This is a genomic window from Chryseobacterium scophthalmum, assembly GCF_900143185.1.
GTDB classification, from domain to species: Bacteria; Bacteroidota; Bacteroidia; order Flavobacteriales; family Weeksellaceae; genus Chryseobacterium; species Chryseobacterium scophthalmum.
Genome location: NZ_FSRQ01000001.1, coordinates 1,153,355 through 1,172,269 on the forward strand (window position 1 = coordinate 1,153,355; position 18,915 = coordinate 1,172,269).

Below are 18,915 nucleotides of genomic sequence, written 5' to 3' on the forward strand. Positions count from 1 at the left end.
AGTATTAATGTAAAATGATTTTAAGTACATAAATACATTTTACATGATACATTAATACAACTCTATTATGAAAAAACTAAACATCTACTTCACAGCAGGAATTCCACAACTGGAAGATACCGCTGAAATTATAAAACTTATTCAGGATTCCGGAGCTGATATGATGGAAATCGGGATGCCATATTCCGACCCTGTTGCTGATGGTCCTGTCATTCAAAAAGCGCACGAACTGGCTTTAAATAACGGAATGACAATTTCAACGTTACTTTCTCAACTGAGATCTATTAAAAACGAGATCAGAATTCCAATTATATTAATGGGATACATCAATCCGGTTTTAAGTTTTGGGTTTGAAAATTTTTGCAGAGAATGTTCTGAAAGTGGAGTTTCAGGTTTAATTATTCCTGATTTACCGCCGATTGAATTTGAAAAAAATTACCAGCAAATTTTAGAAAAATATAATTTAAATTTTACGTTTTTGGTAACTCCCGAAACGTCAGATGAAAGAATTTTATATTTGGATTCTTTAAGTTCAGGTTTTTTGTATGCGGTAAGTTCTTCATCCACAACAGGAAATGATAATACTGTTCTAAAAAATGAAGAATATCTTTCCAAGCTTGCCACTCTCCCACTCAAAAATCCTGTAATGATAGGTTTTGGAATTAAATCTAAAGAAGATTTTGAAAACGTTACCCAAAAAGCAGACGGCGGGATCATTGGTACTGCTTTCGTCAACATCCTTCTGCAAAATAGAGATTGGAAGACCAAAGCCATAGATTTCATCCATTCCATAAGAGCGTAAAAATCACTAAATTTGTTTCATCAAATTAAAGAATGAATACACATCAGAATAAAGTCGTAGAATTTGAAGATTTAGGCATCAAAGAATATCAACCTTCTTGGGATTATCAGGAAAAACTGATGAAAGATATTATTGATATTAAAGTTAAAAACAGGGATCTCCCTGCTGAACAACATCTTACCACGCCCAATCATTTTCTTTTGGTAGAGCATCCTCACGTTTATACACTCGGTAAAAGCGGTCATGAAGAAAATATGCTTGCCGGGATCGATAAACTGAAAGAAATTGATGCCACTTTTGTAAAAGTTAATCGTGGCGGTGACATTACCTATCACGGTTACGGACAAATCGTGGGTTATCCGGTTTTAGATCTTGAAAATTTCTTCACAGACATTCACAAATACATGAGGAATCTTGAAGAGGTCATCATCAGAACTATTGCCGAATACGGATTGAAAGGCGAGCGTTCTCCCGGAGAAACCGGAGTTTGGCTAGATGTAGGAAAACCTTACGCAAGAAAAATATGTGCGATGGGTGTAAAAGCTTCACGTTGGGTTACCCTTCATGGTTTTGCCTTAAACATCAATACCGATATGCGTTATTTTGAATACATCATTCCTTGCGGTATAAAAGACAAACAGGTAACTTCTTTGAAAAGAGAATTGGAAAGAGAGCTTACTCTCGAAGAAATGGAAGATATTAAAGCCAAAATCAGAAAGCATTTTGCGGATGTTTTTGAGGCGGAATTGGTGGTAAAAGTATAATTTTTATAAATTACTGATGAATTAAACACAGAATGCTGAGACTATTAGCATCAATAATACAAGTATGAAAAAAACATATATTTTTTTAATGCTAATGATCTTGGTTTCTTTAAAAGCTCAGGACATTCCGAAACTTATTTTAAAATCAAAAGTCGATAATAATCTTGTTTTGCCGGTAGTTGTAGATAAAAATGATTTAGCCATTATTATAAATTACAACGGAGGCTGGACTGCATTTGACAGAAACATCTATTATATTTTCAAGAACAATGGAGATTTAAAAATTTATAAAGAAGAATCTCCAAAGCCTTACATCAAAAACCCTGATTTAAAAAAATCAATCAGGGAAATATCAGTTTCAGAAAATACTAAAGATAAACTATTTGAAATTATCAATTCAAAAAAGATTACTGATTTTCAGAAATATAGTCAGAATGATTTTAAAATTAAGCAAAAAGATAAATCTATTGCTCCTCCATCATGTATGATTTCTGATTCTATAGGATATAAAATCTGGTTTATTCAAAACAATAAACAAAATTCTTACGGATACTATGCTCCGGAATACTATCTGGAAAAATGCACTGATAAAACAATTAATAAAGTTGTTCTTAAAAAATTTCTTGAAATGTTGAACGAAATCCGGTCAGCCAAAATTTGATGGAAAAATTCTACAACAATTTATAATTTGAGCATCAACAATTATTATAAATAAACACAATGAGGCTGTCTCAAAAGTGAGATAGTCTCTTCCTATTGATATTTTGTTAAAATGTAAGAATCGAACTCAGATTATTAGTAAAAACGGATAAGCATAATTTTTTTTAAGTAAACCAATCAACTTCTTAATGGCAAAAATGCTTTAAATATTCATAAACAAAAATCCTTTCAAAAAATTGAAAGGATTTTTTATAAAATATGAATTAAACTAAATGTGCTCTAAATTTTACTGAACAATAATTTTAAAATTGCTATTCAATTCCTCTCCTGAAACATTCAATATATAATTTCCTGATACTTTTTTCCCGGCAATATTTAGATTAAATACTCCGTTTTCTTTAGCGTTTATTTTCTCTTTAACGATTACTTTTCCTGTCATATCTAAAATGGTAGCAGTTAAGCTAGATTTTTTATATTCAGGAAGCTTAATGAAAATCTGATCTTTTACAGGATTCGGATATACCGTTCCCACATTTTTGCTGATACTGAATTCCGCATTTCTCAACACCGCCTGATTGTATAAAGCAGATATTTCCGTTGGAGACAATGCATAGTTGTACATTTTGAGTTCGTCAAATGCACCTTTGTAAGGAGCCGGAGCATTGGTTGTTGATAAAAATTCCAGTTCACCAATATTTCCGATAATCAGATCACTTGCTTCACCAATTCCTGTAACTGCGGTTTCATCACCTTCAGCACTTAAAACCCCATTGGTGTAAATTCTCATTTTATGCGCTGTAATATCTCTCTGTATCACAACATGCACCCAGTTGTTGGTAAAATAATTGGCAATTGGGGAAGTGATTTCTTTCTTCGTAACATCATCATCAATTGCATATCGTAGCTGACCGCCTTTTATTTCTACATTAAAACGTTTTCCTGTTGCTCCTGTCGCTGTATTTTTGGTAAACGAACCTTTACACAATACATAAAGACTTGTCGCCGAAGACGATGGAATCATGCTTGTCGGAGCTTTCATCCAGTAAGAAACCGTGAAAGAATTTGTATTAAATAAAATCTGATCCTGATGTGGAATACTCGCTATGTATGGCGTATTGGGTGAAGTAGCCAGATCTAATGCGTAATTTTCTTTTCCGGAAACTCTCACATTGGCATTATCATACACCACGTTTAATGTTCCGTGATTCGCATAAGAAGTTAAATCTGAAATCTGTTCACCCGACAAAGGAGCTTCTGAAAATGGCCAGTTTCCGACAAGACTCGGTGTCAATGCACGGAAATTCCAAACATCGCCTGTTACAGAACCCAATGTATTAGACGAATCAATTCTCCAATAATAATTTGTTGCTGTATTTAAATTACTTAGTTGATATGATGGCGCAGCTGAATAAGGAACGGTAGCTACATTGCTTAAATTCTGTGGATTTGTTCCAAAATAAACGGTGTATGTCGTGGTGTTGGTACTTCCTGTCCATTTTAAAAGTAAATTTCCATTGTTTAATTGGACATCATTAAAACCATTTGCAGGATTCGGAGTAGCTGCTTTTGTAGGAGCTGACGGAACAGGCGGTGTAGTGACAGAAGTGTTTGAAGTATACACTGAAGATTCTGTAGCATTCACCGCTTTCACTCTGTAATAATATTGGGTATTGGGCATTAAACCCGTTTCATTATAAGTTGTTGTATTCGCAGGTAATGTTGCAATGACTGTAAATGCAGTTCCGTTTGTAGAACGTTCTAATACATAATTCGTTTCATTGGTTGCGTTATCGTTCCAATTAACCGTTAATGAACTTGCAGCCGGAGTTCCCGCTGTCATTGGATTTGTGAAATTTAAATTGGATGGCGGAATAATAAAATCCGGGGCAACCGTGTTATGTAGACCGTTAATGTAAACTTCAATATTAAGATACGGAGCGTGTGTTGTGCTTACTGCCAAAGCATCAAAAACATTTGGATTCAGTCCGTTTGCAGTTTCCCACGCATCCGGCATTCCGTCATTATCGGTGTCTAAAGGAGCTGGAGCGCCATAAACGTGCCCTGCTCCACCATTTGTAAAACCAAATTGTGTGGTTAGATCGCTTTGTACATAAACATAAGTAGCAGTTGTACCTTTTGACATCAGATCTGAGATCATCAACTGATCGACCTGGTCACGTCTCGGATAAGATGCTCCTACTTTTGAAACAATATTATCAAAAGCTCCTTGTGCAGTCAAGGTCGGATTTTTCATCGGATAATCATACGAAGTTGCCTGAATAGCGTTGATATCTCCGACAGGATATCCTGTTAAATTCTGAGGAACTAAAGTTCCGTCCAGAACTCCATTTTTATTATTATCAAAATAATTTCCGGAACCATATAAATTAAAATTGGCATTTCCTACACTGAAAGGTGTAGAAACGGTAGAACTTGTATTGGGACCTCCAATAAAATAGTTGTTGATGATGTTTGCATAGGATGCTCCTGCAGAATCCCCGCCCATAATGTAAGCTTCTCCTGATTGGGTATGTCCATAAGTATTTCCATAATTCCCCCAATTGTACACCACATTATTGACAAATTCATTGATTCCTTTTATTTTATTATTTCGGGTTTTATTACAGATATATAAATTTCCAATTAAGCTGATTTTTCCGCCTGGAGGAGGTTGCATTAATCCTCCCGCAGAATGATTATGACGATGCAATCCCTGTCCGATAATAGAATTTTGAATGGTTATATTATCGGGAGCGGTGCCATTGTTGTCCCAGTTAACAGAGAAAACCTCATCTGTTCCCCAAGTAAAGGTCATGTGATCTAAAATAATATTCGCTCCGTTTGCAATTCCTGATGCATCCTGATTTTGGGAAGTTCCTCCATAACGAACACGAAAATATCGGGCAATCGTATTATTCGACCCAGAAAATGAAACTCTCGGTCCTAAAAATAAAATTCCTTCTCCGGGAGCAGTTTGTCCGGCAATCGTGGTATTACTTGCTACAGCAACCACGGATTGTAGATTAACAATTCCGCCCACTTTAAAAATAACAAAACGACCCGGCTGGCTTACCGCATCACGAAACGAACCTGGACCGCTGTCATTTAAATTGGTCACCAAATAAATTTGAGGATTGGCAGCTCCTCTTGCTCCGGTGGTAAATCTACCAAAACCAGTAGCTTCCGGAAATGCTAATGTTTGAGCATTCAAATCTGCAGTAGAGAATGTAATTCCGCAAAGCAATAAGGAGGTAAAAGTCTGCTTAATGAGTAAAGATTTGTTTTTCATAAATATTAATTTTTTGGATAAACCAATCTACCCAGAAACAGAAATATGAGCATCCTGCCCCATCCTGTGGATGTATTACAAATCAATTAATTGACTCAAAATTTTAGAATTGTCTCCTATTAATAAGACAACATAATACATAAAAGCTTTATCGCAGCTACAAAGGCACAACCGGAAAATTCTATCCGTAAAAGAAATAATTCTTTGAATTACGAAAAGTATTACTCAATCCAAACAACTATGTAAAGAATAATGAAAAATTAGAATAATATTTAAATTATTCGTAACTTTTTGTTGCAAAAATTATTTAATACACATAAAAACAAACAAACGCTTATGAATAAAAAATTACTCTTTACTTATCTTTTGATGACGGCATTCTTTCTATATTCATGTGGAAAAGAATACACTACAAAAAGTGACATTTCTATCAAAACAGTTTCGATTGTTACATTTATTTTTGGAGGAATTGCTATGTTGATTGTCTTTACCTCCAAAAAAAGGTAATTTTTAAATGTGAATTAAAAAAAATCCCTCTCATCACTGAAAGGGATTTATTATATCTAAAAAACGTTTAATTACATATAAGCTTCAATCGGCTCACACGTACAAACTAAGTTTCTGTCTCCGTAAGCTTCATCAACTCTGGAAACCGAAGCAAAGAATTTGTGATCTCTTACCCACTCTAGTGGATAAGCTGCTTTCTCTCTGCTGTATGGTTTATCCCAAGAATCAGAAATCACCAATTGCTCAGTGTGAGGAGCATTTTTCAATACGTTGTTTGCTTGGTCAGCTTCTCCATTTGCAATCTCATCGATTTCATGTTTGATAGCGATAAGAGCTTCAGCAAAACGATCAATTTCAGATTTGCTTTCAGATTCTGTAGGCTCAATCATTAAAGTTCCTGCAACCGGGAAAGAAACTGTTGGAGCATGGAAACCATAATCCATCAATCTTTTCGCAACATCAGCCACTTCAATTCCTAAAGATTTGAACTGACGGAAATCTACTATACATTCGTGCGCTACTCTACCTTCAGTATTTGAATATAAAATAGGGAAATGCTCTGCTAAGATTTCTTTTAAATAGTTTGCATTTAAAATTGCGTGCTCCGTTGCTTTTTTCAAACCTGAAGTTCCCAACATTTTGATGTAAGCGTAAGAAATATTTAAAATTAATCCTGAACCATAAGGTGCTGCAGAAATTCCTGCAATGGCTTCATTAGATCCAACATTAATGTTCGCATTCGTAGGCAAGAAAGGAACTAAGTGTTTAGCCACACAGATTGGACCAACTCCAGGACCTCCACCTCCGTGAGGAATAGCGAAAGTTTTGTGAAGATTTAAGTGACAAACATCTGCTCCGATGTTTCCTGGACTTGTATATCCAACCTGAGCATTCATATTGGCACCGTCCATATAAACTTGTCCACCATGATCGTGAACCAGTTGAGTAATTTCTTTAATATTTGCATCAAAGAATCCGTAAGTTGACGGATACGTGATCATCACACAAGAAAGGTTTTCTGAGTGTTGTTCTGTTTTAGCTTTGAAGTCTTCGAAATCAATTTCTCCGCTTTCAAGATTTTTAACAACAACAATTTTCATTCCTGCCATTGCTGCAGAAGCCGGGTTTGTTCCGTGCGCAGACTGAGGAATCAACACCACATTTCTGTGACCTTCACCTCTTGAGATGTGATATTCTCTAATCACCATCAAACCTGCATATTCACCTTGAGCTCCAGAGTTTGGCTGAAGAGAAGTTCCTGCAAAACCTGTGATTTCAGAAAGATCTTTCTCTAATTCTTTGATCATTTCCTGATAACCTCCTGCCTGATTTACCGGTACAAATGGGTGAACACTTCCCCAATCTGCCCATGAAAGTGGCAACATCTGAGTCGCAGCATTCAGCTTCATTGTACAAGAACCAAGAGAAATCATTGAGTGAGTTAATGATAGATCTTTTCTTTCAAGACGCTTGATGTAACGCATCAATTCTGTCTCTGTATGGTATTTGTTGAATACTTCTTCCGTAAGAATCTCATCTTTTCTAAGATTTTCTTCAGGAATGCTGTATCCTTCTTTTATTTCTAATTTGAAAGTCTGCTTATCTTTAAACTGAGCGAAAGAAGCCATCAAAACATTTAGTTTTTCTAACGTAGTACTTTCGTTGATTGCAACACTTACAACTCCTTCTGTGAAATAGTTAAGGTTTAAATTATGATCAAGCATCAATCTGTTTAGTCTTGCTTTTTCATCTTCAGCCATTACGATTTTCACAGTGTCGAAGATTGGCTCTTCTGCGATTTCATATCCTAAAGCTTTCAATCCGCCTTTCAACGCATTAGCTTTAAAGTGGATCTGATCAGCGATATAATTTAATCCTTTAGGACCGTGATAAACAGCGTACATTCCTGCCATTACTGCCAAAAGAACCTGAGCTGTACAAATATTTGAAGTTGCTCTTTCTCTTTTAATATGTTGCTCTCTTGTTTGCAAAGCCATTCTCAATGCACGTTTTCCGTACATATCCTGAGAAACCCCGATAATTCTTCCAGGAATATCTCTTTTGTAATCTTCTCTACAAGAGAAAAATGCTGCGTGAGGACCACCATAACCTAATGGAATACCGAATCTCTGCGAAGTACCAACCGCACAGTCAGCGCCCATTGATGCAGGAGATTTTAATTTCACCAAAGCCATAGGATCACAAGCAACAACAACCTGTAAATCTAATTTTTTGTACTCAACGATATCTTCTGTATAGTCTAAAACGATTCCGTTTTTACCAGGATACTGAAGTAAAACTCCGTAATAAGATTCGTCGAACTGATGCGTTTTGTGATCACCTACTACGATTTCGATTGCTAAACCTTCAGCTTTTGTTCTTAAAACAGAAACGGTTTGAGGCAAAACCAAATCAGAGATAAAGAACTTGTTTGCTCCCGCTTTTTTCTGATCTTTCGTTCTGTTGTTAAAGAACATATGCATTGCTTCTGCAGCTGCCGTAGATTCGTCCAACAAAGATGCGTTTGCCAAAGCAAAACCTGTCAAATCGCATACAACAGTTTGATAATTAAGCAAAGCTTCTAATCTTCCCTGTGCAATTTCCGCTTGGTAAGGCGTGTAAGCTGTATACCAACTTGGATTTTCAAAGATATTTCTCTGAATTGCCGATGGCAATAAGGTATTGTGGTATCCAAACCCAATATAGCTTGTATAATCCGTGTTCTTCGATGCCAATTCTTTCGAATGATTCAGCATTTGATACTCTGAAAGTGGCTCAGAAATATTCAGATCATTTTCTAAACGGATTGATGATGGAATGGTTTGAGAAATTAACTCTTCGATACTTGAAACGCCAACTTTTTCCAACATTGCCTGTTTATCGGCTTCGTTTACGGAGATGTGACGGCTCACAAACTGTTCTGTATTCATTTTTTATATTAGATTTTGTTTGTAAAAAAAGATTCGTAAAATTACGATTTTTTAGCTGATTGCACAACCCATGTTAACCTGATATTAATTCTCTTAACAAGTCATTTTGGTTACACATTTTAAAAGGAAAATTTCAAATTAAATTGTCCTAAAGTTGTGCAAACTCTTTGCTAATCAGCAAATACAGATTTATTAAAATATATTAATTATATTTATTCTAAATTAATATATTTGCAACATGAATATCATCACTCCTTTTAAAGTTCCGCCATTGAGTCCAGCATTTTCTTTCAAGAATGAAGAAATGTTCTGTGGTGACAAAAAATCTTGCTGTAAAAAGTTCAAGAAAGGAAAAAGGTGCAAAAAATGCCCCGGAAGAAAGAAACTGGCTTAGTTAGTTAGGCTACTAATTAAAAAGTAAATTGCTAAAGCTAAAATCAACAACCCAAAGATTAATCTGAAAATTTTTGGCTGTCCTTTAGGATTCATGGCTGTTCTTGGCTGTGATTTGAAAAGCTCTTCTGCCCTGTCTCTGAATTTTTCACCATCACTTTCAAAAACTTCTGTTATTGTTATTCCCTGAACAACAGTTTTGTGTAAAAGCGAATTGGTTGCATGCAGCAGCAACTGAAATTTCCCGTTTTTAAATTCTGTGATTTTAAAAATTCTTTCTCCATAAGCTTTCTCCAATCCAAACGGTAAAACTTTTACCACATCAGCATTTTGGGTTTGCCAGGTGATGATAATCTCCTCTCCTTTTTTCGCATGAATTTTATTAGCCGTAAAAGTTTTAATAGAAGGTGGAACAGTATATCTAAAGCTTTTCTGCTGACTTTCTAAATTCTGGTCGTACGTAATTCTTCTTCCTTTATCGCTCAAAGTCTCATATGCCTCCTGAATTTCTTTGAAACGGTCTGCAAAGAAATCATCGTCTTGATTTTTATCGGGGTGGTATTTTAATGAAAGTTTTCTGTAGGATTTTTTGATGTCTTCATCCGAAGCATCGTGAGGAATACCGAGAAAATAGTAGTAGTCTTTCATGAAAGTGAATACAAAAATAAGGATTTTGTCGGTTTGGGCAAAAATAAAGAAGCCACGAATGCACGAATTTTTTCATTGCGAGCAAAGCGAAGTAATCTCTTTTTTTAACGCTAAGATTGCTAAGATTTTATTTAAACTATTGAAAATATTTTTTGTTCGCAAAGGCATTTCACTCAGCAAAGAAGAATCTTTTAATTTTTTGAATTTTATTCCCGTCAAGTTTGTCATTCCGCAGGAATCTCTGCAACGAATCTAGAAATAGCTTAGATTCCTGCGGAATGACAAACATTGTATTGTTAGAATAAATCATCTGTGAAAATTTGTGAAATCTGTGGGAGATTTTTCATAATAATATTCGTGCATTCGTGGCAAAAAAACATCCGTTGCAAAAAAAATTCAGGCGCGGGAAGCAAAGCTTCCCGCGCCTGAATAAGACAATTTTAATTTAGTTATTTCAAACTTATGCTTCGCAAGTGTTATCTTTTCTGCAACATTTTGCAAATTCTTTTTTGAACTTTCCTTTCAGTTCCTGATATTGCTCCTCATCCATTTCTCTGATTTTATCCGCCAATCCGAATGGAGATTTTTCTTTGATTCCGTATTCATTAAAAATACCTCTTACAAATCTTTTTCTTTCGATTACTTTTTTGGCAATTACGGCAACTCCTGCAACAGCAACAGCTCCTAAAATACCTTTTAATACTGAATTTTTCATTTCTTAAATTTTAAATTTTACTACTTCTTGTTTTTTTATAGAGACGAATTCGTTCTTATTTTTACTTTACTACTTCTAAAAATTTTTAAACTATTCGTTATTTCTGTTGAAGAATCCGGTTGAGCATTTCTGTCTCCAGATTTCTTTGAATTTTTCTTTTTCCTCATCAGACATTCCTTCCATTTTATGTCTCAGGTGTTTTTCTTTCATATCTCTCATTCCCTGTCCGAATTTTCCGTGGAAACCTCCGAAAAGAATTTTACTTAAAATTAAAATTCCCATTGCCTGCCAATAATTAATGGTTTTCACACCGATAATTTCGGGAAGAATGCAATTCCACAATGACATTACGATCCATGCAACGACAAGGAATATCAAGGGTGGACATAAAATTAAAAGAGCCCAACTTTTCTTATATTTATTATTCATTTTATTTATTTCTAATTATTTAAATCTTCATACAATTGTTTCAATCTGTTTCTCAAATGCTTTACTGCATAATTTTTTCTACTGATGATGGTTTTAATATTTTCACCCTGTTCATCGGCGATTTGCTGTAAAGTCTTATCGTTGAGTTCGTTTTCCATGTAGACCAACTTCTGTTTTTCGGGAAGTTCTTCCAAAGCAGCAAACAGTTTTTTCCAAATCTCGTCCTGAAACATTTTCACTTCCGGTCCTACGCTGTCATCCAGAAGCAGAATATCTTTTATAGAAAACGTTCCGTCTTCATCTTCGTAGACAAAATCTTCAAGATTTTCGGTTTTCTTTTTACGGTATTTATCAGTGATTTTATTTGCCGTTACCCGGTACAACCATCCGCCAACATTTACAATTTCAGAAAGATTGGTCAAACTGCTGAACTGGTACCAAACTTCCTGCAGAATATCTTCCGCATCTTCGGTATTTTTCACTTTCGGACGAATGAAAGACATCAGTTTTCCGCCGTAACTCGATACGGTTTGAGAAATAATGTTTTCCTTTTCCTTCTGTGGCATTGGTAATTTTTCGGCAATCTCCATATTGCTATGACGACTGTGTATTTTGTTTTACTTTAATAAATTTAAAATATTTTTTCGGATTTTCAATTTTTCTTTTATTAATCGATTTTTTGTCGTAATATTTTTTTTCAGAAGCTTATCCGGCTATCCACTATTACTCCTCGCTCCTTCGCTTTGTCCATCACTTGCTGTGGGGTAACCGTTTTTATCCGGGCTAAAAACCACCCCGTCTCAATTTTCTTTGAAAATTGATCCACCCCTCCAAAGGAGGGGAATTCTGTACGTCTAAATATTGAGGAATATACATTTTTGTTTCACTCTTTCAAATAAAAAAACGGAAAGCAAAATACTTCCCGTTCAATTAATTATAAAAACTGTCTTCTTTTATTTATTGAAATTCTCAGCAAAGAAACCTAACATCGATTTATAAAACTCAATTCTGTTGGGTTCTTTTCCAAAACCGTGTCCTTCATCATATTTTACCATGTAAGGAACTTCAAATCCTTTACTTCTTAAAGCTTTAACGATTTGGTCAGATTCATTGATATTTACTCTCGGGTCATTCGCTCCCTGAACCACAAATAATGGCTTTTTAATCTTATCAATCTGGAAAACCGGTGAAACTTCTTTTGCTATTTTTGCTTCTTCAGGATTATCTAAATCATACCAGATCTGTTTTACCATTTCTTTATAAGGTTTCCAGTATTCCGGGAAAGAATCGAAGAACGTGAAAATATTGGAAACTCCTACATAATCAACTCCGCAAGAGTATAAATCAGGAGTTTTGATCAATCCCATCAATGTAGCATAACCACCGTGACTTCCGCCGTAGATTGCTACTTTATTTTTATCAATCCAACCTTGCTCAATCGCATATTTTACGCCATCTTCTACATCATCCATCGCTTTACGGCCGATTTGTTTGTATCCGGATGTTTGAAACTCTTTTCCATACCCTCCTGAAATTCTGAAATTAACCTGCAAAGTAGCGTATCCTCTGCTTGCAAACAATTGTGTTTCAGGATTGAACCCCCAATCATCTCTTATTCCTTGCGGTCCACCGTGAGGATTGACAATCAAAGGAACCTTTTCACCGTTCAAAGCTGCTTTTGGGAGTGTAATATATCCGTGAATCGTAAGTCCATCTCTGCTTTTAAACTGAATTGGGCGCATTTCTGCCATATCTTCCTCTTTTAACTGAGGCATCAAATCAAAAAGAAGCTTGGTCGTTTTGGTTTTTGTATCATATTCATAATACTTTCCATACAGTTTATCACTGTCAACAACAACTAATAATTTTTCGTTTTTATCATCTGAAGAAGCAATTCCAAACTGTTTATCGCCAAATTCAGAAGTCAGTTTATCATGAATTTCTTTGTAAAATTTACTTACAGGAATCGTTTCATTTTTAATTCCGTTATAGCTGATGTAATCTAGTTCATAATTTCTGCTTTTCCCAGCCTGCGCTATTGAAGAAACATCAAATGTCGGATTAGAATAGACTTCTTTAATAATTGCATTTTTCTTCAAATCATATAATACAATTCTCGATTTATCACTCCCAAGATTAGTCACCAGATAAACCTCATCTTTGTTTTTAGAATTATCATTAAAACTAATTACGCTAAAAGTATCTTTCCAATCAGTCGCTTTAACGAGATTAAACTTACCTGTCTGCAAATCTTTATAAAACAATTTAGTCGTCAAACCATTTTCAAGGATAGTGTAGCCTCTCAGATTCCCTTGTCTGTCAAAAAGATAATCATCAATCGGACTTTTTACATCTTTATTTTCATACAACTGCGTAATTTCGCCCGTATTAAAATTGATCTTATACGGTTCAAAAATCTGTTTATTGTTCTTGTTCATGCTCACAATAACAAACTCTGTATCTTTAATCAATCTTACCGAATTTAACGTGATTCCTTCAAAAGGTGTAAGATCTTTTAAGTTTTTGCCATCAATATCGGCAGCGTACAAATGGATATTTTCGTTTCCGCCTTTGTCCTGTGTGTAAAAAAGACGCTTTTTATCGAGCCAGCCATAACTTCTTATCAAGTCATCTTTTTCAACCAATGCTTTTGTAATTTTTCCCGATCTTAAATCTTTTACATAGACATGGTTTTTGCTGTCCTTATCTTTTTCTTTGTAAGATAAATAAAGTCCGTCTGGAGAAATTTTAAATTGTGAAGCTTTCGGTCTTGCAAAATAATCTTCTACTTTGTATTTAAAGTTTCCTTTGTCATAGGAAATAAGCTTTTCTATTGTAGCTTTTGATGAAACCAATGTCGGGTCGCCCGGCAATTTGTTTTCAGTAGTTTGTGCATTTATCATGAGACTTGTGATTACCACTTGTGTAATACCTAAAATTTTGGAATTTAAATTCATATTTCGTGGATTTGGTTAAACGATATACTATAAGACGCTTCAGATACGTAAAACGTTACATTATTTATCGCTAATTTGTGAAATTAACTGTGAACTTTTTAGTATATGAGATTTTTTAAACGCAAAAGAATCAAAAGATTTCGTACAAAAATAAGTTATTCAAAAGCCAGCAAAACTGATAATAAACTAAAATTCATATTTTGTAAACTTTTGAATTACTCTTTCCTCAATCATTTCTTTTGATTCTTTTGCGGTTAAATAAGGTTTAAAGTTTTTTTATTTTAAATTATTCCGTGATAAAAATTGACAACAGCTTTTCTAAAAACATTGTGTTTTGGAATTTCATCTTGTTTTAGACTAAATTTGTCGCTTCGTTTTAAAACAAAGCTTAAGAATGGGAACAATGAAGAAACTGGAGATTAAAAAGAACATCCAAAAACTTGAAGATAAAAATCTTTCATTCCGTGTTTTTGATTTGAATGAGGAAAATTTAAACCAATATTTTAAACCTCACAAAAAAGACCATTTCTTTATTGTTGTTATAGAAAATGGAAAACTTCAGGTTCATATTGAAGATAAGATCCATTCTCTAAAGGCAGGAAAGATTTCTGTACTATTTCCTGAGCAGGTTCATTTTATTTCAGATATAAGTGAAGATTTAAAAGGAAAGATCATTCTGTTCGAAGAAATATTATTCTGTTCAGATATTCTGAAAAATGAGTTGAGTACTTATAATGTAAACCTTTCGACCCAGCTAAACTGTACTATTTTATCTCAAGAAGATTTTGAACAAAGTTTAAATGCTATAAAAATCATCAAAGGAATTTATGAAAATCCGAGTTTGATAAAAAAAGAACAAGCGAGATTTCAAATTAAAATTTTTCTTTTGGAATTAATTGAATCCGTTCACGGTCTGCATCCCATTTTAAACAATGATTCAGCCGACAAACCAATTTACGTTCGATTTAAAAAATTATTGAACGAACATTACAAACAGTACAGAACCGTTCAGTATTACGCTGAAGAGTTGGCAATTACAACAAAAAAATTAAATTCGATCACTAAAAAACATTGTGGAGAAACGGCAATTCAGGCCATTCATAACCGAATTTTAATGGAAATAAAACGTCAACTGATGTTTTCTGATCTTTCTCATAAAGAAATTGCTTTCGATCTTGGTTTTAATTCTCCTTCCGCACTCAACAAGTTTGTAAAAGCAAAACTCAAAGAAACTCCGACCGAACTTCAACAAGAACTGGCGCAAATGTATAACGCATAGTCTTGTTTGTATAACATCACTCGTTTTGGCTTGTCTAATTTTGCTCTATTAAAATTAAAAAAGAAAAATGAGCAAATTATTTATTGCAGGAGAAGTTTTCCACGGAGCAGGAAGTCTTTCTGAACTGGCAAATATTAAAGGTAAAAAAGCAGTGATCGTAACCGGAGGAAGCTCAATGAGAAAAAGCGGAACGCTGGATAAAGCAGTTGCCTATCTTACTGAAGCAGGAATTGAAACTCAGATCTTTGAAGGTGTAGAAGAAGATCCGTCATCTGCAACTTGCCTAAAAGGTGCTGAAGTTATCAATGCTTTTCAACCAGACTGGATCATCGGTTTAGGAGGTTGTTCTGCGATCGATGCAGCAAAAATTATGTGGGTATTTTATGAATATCCTGATGTGGAATTTGATGCCTTAATCAAACCTTTTACAGTACCAGTTCTTAGAAATAAAGCAAAATTTATCGCGATTCCTTCTACAAGCGGAACAGGAACTGAAACGACGGGACTTGCCGTAATTACCGACAGAGAAAAAGGAGTAAAATATCCTGTAGTTTCTTATGAATTGACTCCGGATGTTGCAATTATTGACGGTGAAATCTGTGCTTCAATGCCGGCTCATGTTACTTCAAATACTGGTCTTGATGCATTGACCCATTGTGTAGAGGCTTATGTTTCAAATATCGATAACAATATTGCCGATGCACTTTCAAAAGGTGGTTTAGAGATTGTTTTTGATAACTTGAAAGAAGCTGTAGAAAATCCTAACAATATTGTAGCTCGTCAAAATATGCATGATGCATCATTTATGGCAGGTTTGGCGTTCAATAATGCTTGGTTAGGAATTGTACACTCTTTGTCTCACCAAGTTGGCGCATTGTACGGAATTCCTCATGGTGCTTCTAATGCGATCTTCCTTCCGAATGTGATTCGTTATAACTCAGCTGCTACAAACCGTTTTCCAGATTTAGCACGAGTAATTGGTAAAGAAACTACTGAAGAATTGGCGCAAGCAATTGAAACACTTCGTTCTGAAGTAAATAATCAATCTGCTATTAAAGAATTTGGAATTTCAAGAGAAGATTGGAATAAAAACTTAGATTACATCGCAAACAATGCTTTGGTAGACCCTTGTACTGGTTTCAACCCAAGAGTTCCTTCTTTGGATGAGTTGAAAGCGATTTACAATGCTTGTTATGAAGGTGTTATATATGCTGAAGAAGTTGTTGCAGGGTAATTATTTTGTAAAAAGTACAATGTAAAATGTATTAATGATTTTCATTAATTAGATTTAAATAAAAACAGGAAGTCGTTTTGACTTCCTGTTTTGTTTTATTGATAAATGACTACATCATCTTTTTTAATTTGATATCCTTTTTTCTTGTACGGAACTAAAACATAACTTTCTTTGATGTGACTTCCGCTTTTCCAGATCTTGCCATTTCCTTCTCTGTCAAGAATAATACTTTTTGCACTTTGATGTGGAATAAAAATCTCGGCTTTCTTCATATTTTTACTGAAAATGACTGCCGTCATTGAAGTTGAACTTCCTTCTGGATTTACCTCTTTCAGTTTTATTTTCTGATTAAAAACTTTTACGCAATCATTTCTGAGTTGAGAATAAGTGTAACCTGCAGAAGGTATACAACCGTGAACGTCTCTGTCTCCACCTACAACAGGAGCTTTCTGAGCAAAAACAAGGGAACCAAGAAACATTGCACTGAATAAAATTGTTTTTTTCATATTTAATTTTTTAAATGTTTTCAATTTGGTAAAAAGTATGCCAAAAATACCGTATTAGTATATTTAATTCTAAGATACAAAAAAGCAACACATTTTGAACCGCTTATTAAAATTATTTCTGTCATTTAAAAGTTCTCAAGTAATTTTTTTTGATTAAATAAAGGCGACCTTTTAAACAACAGAAGCTTTTCAAATTATTTTAATACATCATATGGTGATTAAAATAATATTTCTATCTTTAGAGACAAAAATTAATACACCATCAAAACCCGATAATTTTAAAAATATATGAAATCAAAAATCTATTCTCTTTTATTTTTGACAAGCTTTAGTCTAGTTTTATCACAAAATATCAATTTCGCAGATGTTAATTTTAAAAATGCATTATTGCCTTTTCAAGATGTAAATGGTGATGGACAAATTTCTTTGAGTGAAGCTCAAAACGCTACTTATATTAGTATTGATACCAATAATAATATTACAAATCTGGGTGGAATTGAGTATTATCCTAATCTAACCATTCTTATGATTAAGAACAATCCCATTACTGCCCCTCTTAATCTTAGTCAAAACACTCAGCTTCAAAACATTAGATTAGGACTTGGTACAGCAGTGACATCGGTTGATTTGACCGGATTAACACTGCTTAAGTATTTGAGTATTGGCGTTGCTCCTAATACATCCATCAATGTTCTCAATAAACCACTTTTAGAAGAGATCATAATTGGAGGTACACTTATGGGCGGACTTTCTGCCATTGATGTCTCCCAAAATCCTTTATTAAAAAAACTATGGATCAACGATAATAATTTGACCAGTATAAATGTCACACAAAACCCACTTTTAGAAGAATTGGTTTTGCAAAAAGCTACAACCATTCCGACAAGTATTTCGACTTTGAATGTTACACAGAATCCTTTGCTTAAGACGATAGCTGTTTCAGGACATTCTTTACTTCCTTCTATTGATGTAAGCATGAATTTAGCTTTAGAGCGATTGTTTACCGGAAATACGGCGATTACATCATTAAACCTTACTAATAATTCTTTACTGAAGTTTTTAGATATCTCAAACAACAATTTTGCAGGAGGCATCAACTTGTTACATCAGCCACTTTTAGAAGAGTTTCACGCAAGCACTGCCCATTTACCAACTCTTGATCTTTCTAACAATTTAAATTTAAAAGAATTAGGTATAACTAATAATTACATTCCTACTATTAATGTGAGCCATTTATCACAGTTACGTATGTTTCATGCAGGAAATAATTTATTTACCAGCCTAGACCTTAGCAATAATCCAAGTTTAGAGTATGTAAGTTTCACTTCTAATCAATTAATGAAGCGTATCAATTTAAAAAACGGTTTTAATCAGAATATCATATGGCTTATGGATTCTGATTATCAATTTATGCCACAACTTTTAGGAATATGTGTAGATAATCAGACATCTATTTATGGAAATAAAGTAAAACTAGCAGTTGGTAATAATGTATTAGTAACTTCAAATTGTTCTTTGCTTTCAACTCAGGAAGCTGCACAGAAAAATTTATCATTAAAAGTTTTTCCTAATCCTACCGATGATATTTTGTACGTAGAAACTCAGGAAAAGTTAATTGATTATTCTATTTTCTCAATGTCCGGACAAAAAATCTCTGCGGATATTTTTAGAAATGATGAAAAAAATGTAAACGTAAAAAAACTTTTGCAAGGAAACTATATTATTCAAATCAAAACGAATCGCCAAACTTACACCAACAAAATTATAAAGAAATAGCTCTACTAAATACTTATAAAAAAGCC

The 18,915-nt window shown here is 34.2% G+C and carries 15 protein-coding genes; 7 read left to right on the plus strand and 8 right to left on the minus strand.

Going from position 1 to position 18,915, the window contains the following annotated elements:
- The first annotated feature begins 67 nt into the window (after positions 1–67).
- From trpA to BUR17_RS05345, 3 genes are all read left to right on the plus strand, one after another.
- Positions 68–802 (plus strand): tryptophan synthase subunit alpha, encoded by a 735-nt coding sequence (gene trpA, locus BUR17_RS05335; protein WP_074229298.1) that lies wholly within the window; start codon positions 68–70, stop codon positions 800–802.
- 32 nt (positions 803–834) lie between these two features.
- Complete coding sequence (gene lipB, locus BUR17_RS05340) at positions 835–1,566, plus strand: lipoyl(octanoyl) transferase LipB (protein WP_074229299.1); 732 nt, start codon at positions 835–837, stop codon at positions 1,564–1,566.
- Between the two features lie 64 nt (positions 1,567–1,630).
- The gene (locus BUR17_RS05345; RefSeq protein ID WP_074229300.1) at positions 1,631–2,227 is read left to right on the plus strand and encodes a hypothetical protein; all 597 of its coding nucleotides are present in this window, start codon (positions 1,631–1,633) and stop codon (positions 2,225–2,227) included.
- A 285-nt stretch (positions 2,228–2,512) separates the two neighbouring features.
- On the opposite strand, the gene BUR17_RS05350 is transcribed toward BUR17_RS05345, so the two are convergent.
- Complete coding sequence (locus tag BUR17_RS05350; RefSeq protein ID WP_074229301.1) at positions 2,513–5,515, minus strand: LamG-like jellyroll fold domain-containing protein; 3,003 nt, start codon at positions 5,513–5,515, stop codon at positions 2,513–2,515.
- 336 nt (positions 5,516–5,851) lie between these two features.
- Here BUR17_RS05350 and BUR17_RS20845 point away from each other — a divergent pair, with 336 nt between their 5' ends.
- Positions 5,852–6,022, plus strand: a complete 171-nt coding sequence (locus BUR17_RS20845) for a hypothetical protein (RefSeq protein WP_167594291.1) — start codon at positions 5,852–5,854, stop codon at positions 6,020–6,022.
- A 71-nt stretch (positions 6,023–6,093) separates the two neighbouring features.
- On the opposite strand, the gene gcvP is transcribed toward BUR17_RS20845, so the two are convergent.
- The 6 genes from gcvP to BUR17_RS05385 form a co-directional block, all read right to left on the minus strand.
- Positions 6,094–8,952: an aminomethyl-transferring glycine dehydrogenase gene (gene gcvP, locus BUR17_RS05360; protein ID WP_074229303.1), complete on the minus strand. Its 2,859-nt coding sequence runs from the start codon at positions 8,950–8,952 to the stop codon at positions 6,094–6,096.
- Positions 8,953–9,342: 390 nt separating this feature from the next.
- Positions 9,343–9,993 (minus strand): DnaJ domain-containing protein, encoded by a 651-nt coding sequence (locus BUR17_RS05365; RefSeq protein WP_074229304.1) that lies wholly within the window; start codon positions 9,991–9,993, stop codon positions 9,343–9,345.
- 460 nt (positions 9,994–10,453) lie between these two features.
- Positions 10,454–10,708: a hypothetical protein gene (locus tag BUR17_RS05370; protein WP_074229305.1), complete on the minus strand. Its 255-nt coding sequence runs from the start codon at positions 10,706–10,708 to the stop codon at positions 10,454–10,456.
- 90 nt (positions 10,709–10,798) lie between these two features.
- Positions 10,799–11,137 (minus strand): hypothetical protein, encoded by a 339-nt coding sequence (locus tag BUR17_RS05375; RefSeq protein WP_074229306.1) that lies wholly within the window; start codon positions 11,135–11,137, stop codon positions 10,799–10,801.
- Between the two features lie 11 nt (positions 11,138–11,148).
- On the minus strand, positions 11,149–11,703 hold the full coding sequence (locus tag BUR17_RS05380) for an RNA polymerase sigma factor (RefSeq protein WP_143747526.1): 555 nt from the start codon (positions 11,701–11,703) through the stop codon (positions 11,149–11,151).
- A 387-nt stretch (positions 11,704–12,090) separates the two neighbouring features.
- Positions 12,091–14,094, minus strand: a complete 2,004-nt coding sequence (locus BUR17_RS05385; protein WP_074229308.1) for a S9 family peptidase — start codon at positions 14,092–14,094, stop codon at positions 12,091–12,093.
- A 403-nt stretch (positions 14,095–14,497) separates the two neighbouring features.
- Here BUR17_RS05385 and BUR17_RS05390 point away from each other — a divergent pair, with 403 nt between their 5' ends.
- Entirely contained in the window at positions 14,498–15,373 is an 876-nt protein-coding gene (locus BUR17_RS05390) for an AraC family transcriptional regulator (RefSeq protein WP_074230237.1), read from the plus strand.
- A 67-nt stretch (positions 15,374–15,440) separates the two neighbouring features.
- Complete coding sequence (locus BUR17_RS05395) at positions 15,441–16,607, plus strand: iron-containing alcohol dehydrogenase (RefSeq protein ID WP_074229309.1); 1,167 nt, start codon at positions 15,441–15,443, stop codon at positions 16,605–16,607.
- Positions 16,608–16,702: 95 nt separating this feature from the next.
- On the opposite strand, the gene BUR17_RS05400 is transcribed toward BUR17_RS05395, so the two are convergent.
- On the minus strand, positions 16,703–17,113 hold the full coding sequence (locus BUR17_RS05400) for a hypothetical protein (protein ID WP_074229310.1): 411 nt from the start codon (positions 17,111–17,113) through the stop codon (positions 16,703–16,705).
- A 288-nt stretch (positions 17,114–17,401) separates the two neighbouring features.
- Between BUR17_RS05400 and BUR17_RS05405 the strand changes: the two genes are divergently transcribed.
- On the plus strand, positions 17,402–18,889 hold the full coding sequence (locus tag BUR17_RS05405) for a T9SS type A sorting domain-containing protein (RefSeq protein WP_074229311.1): 1,488 nt from the start codon (positions 17,402–17,404) through the stop codon (positions 18,887–18,889).
- Positions 18,890–18,915: the final 26 nt, after the last annotated feature.

Excerpts from the sequence above, each read along its gene's own strand:
- BUR17_RS05400 (WP_074229310.1), bottom strand. The coding sequence starts at position 17,113 with ATGAAAAAAACAATTTTATTCAGTGCAATGTTTCTTGGTTCCCTTGTT.
- lipB (WP_074229299.1), top strand. The coding sequence starts at position 835 with ATGAATACACATCAGAATAAAGTCGTAGAATTTGAAGATTTAGGCATC.
- BUR17_RS05390 (WP_074230237.1), top strand. The coding sequence starts at position 14,498 with ATGAAGAAACTGGAGATTAAAAAGAACATCCAAAAACTTGAAGATAAA.
- BUR17_RS05395 (WP_074229309.1), top strand. The coding sequence starts at position 15,441 with ATGAGCAAATTATTTATTGCAGGAGAAGTTTTCCACGGAGCAGGAAGT.
- BUR17_RS05380 (WP_143747526.1), bottom strand. The coding sequence starts at position 11,703 with ATGCCACAGAAGGAAAAGGAAAACATTATTTCTCAAACCGTATCGAGT.
- BUR17_RS05350 (WP_074229301.1), bottom strand. The coding sequence starts at position 5,515 with ATGAAAAACAAATCTTTACTCATTAAGCAGACTTTTACCTCCTTATTG.
- BUR17_RS05385 (WP_074229308.1), bottom strand. The coding sequence starts at position 14,094 with ATGAATTTAAATTCCAAAATTTTAGGTATTACACAAGTGGTAATCACA.
- trpA (WP_074229298.1), top strand. The coding sequence starts at position 68 with ATGAAAAAACTAAACATCTACTTCACAGCAGGAATTCCACAACTGGAA.
- gcvP (WP_074229303.1), bottom strand. The coding sequence starts at position 8,952 with ATGAATACAGAACAGTTTGTGAGCCGTCACATCTCCGTAAACGAAGCC.
- BUR17_RS05345 (WP_074229300.1), top strand. The coding sequence starts at position 1,631 with ATGAAAAAAACATATATTTTTTTAATGCTAATGATCTTGGTTTCTTTA.
- BUR17_RS05375 (WP_074229306.1), bottom strand. The coding sequence starts at position 11,137 with ATGAATAATAAATATAAGAAAAGTTGGGCTCTTTTAATTTTATGTCCA.
- BUR17_RS05365 (WP_074229304.1), bottom strand. The coding sequence starts at position 9,993 with ATGAAAGACTACTACTATTTTCTCGGTATTCCTCACGATGCTTCGGAT.
- BUR17_RS05405 (WP_074229311.1), top strand. The coding sequence starts at position 17,402 with ATGAAATCAAAAATCTATTCTCTTTTATTTTTGACAAGCTTTAGTCTA.
- BUR17_RS20845 (WP_167594291.1), top strand. The coding sequence starts at position 5,852 with ATGAATAAAAAATTACTCTTTACTTATCTTTTGATGACGGCATTCTTT.
- BUR17_RS05370 (WP_074229305.1), bottom strand. The coding sequence starts at position 10,708 with ATGAAAAATTCAGTATTAAAAGGTATTTTAGGAGCTGTTGCTGTTGCA.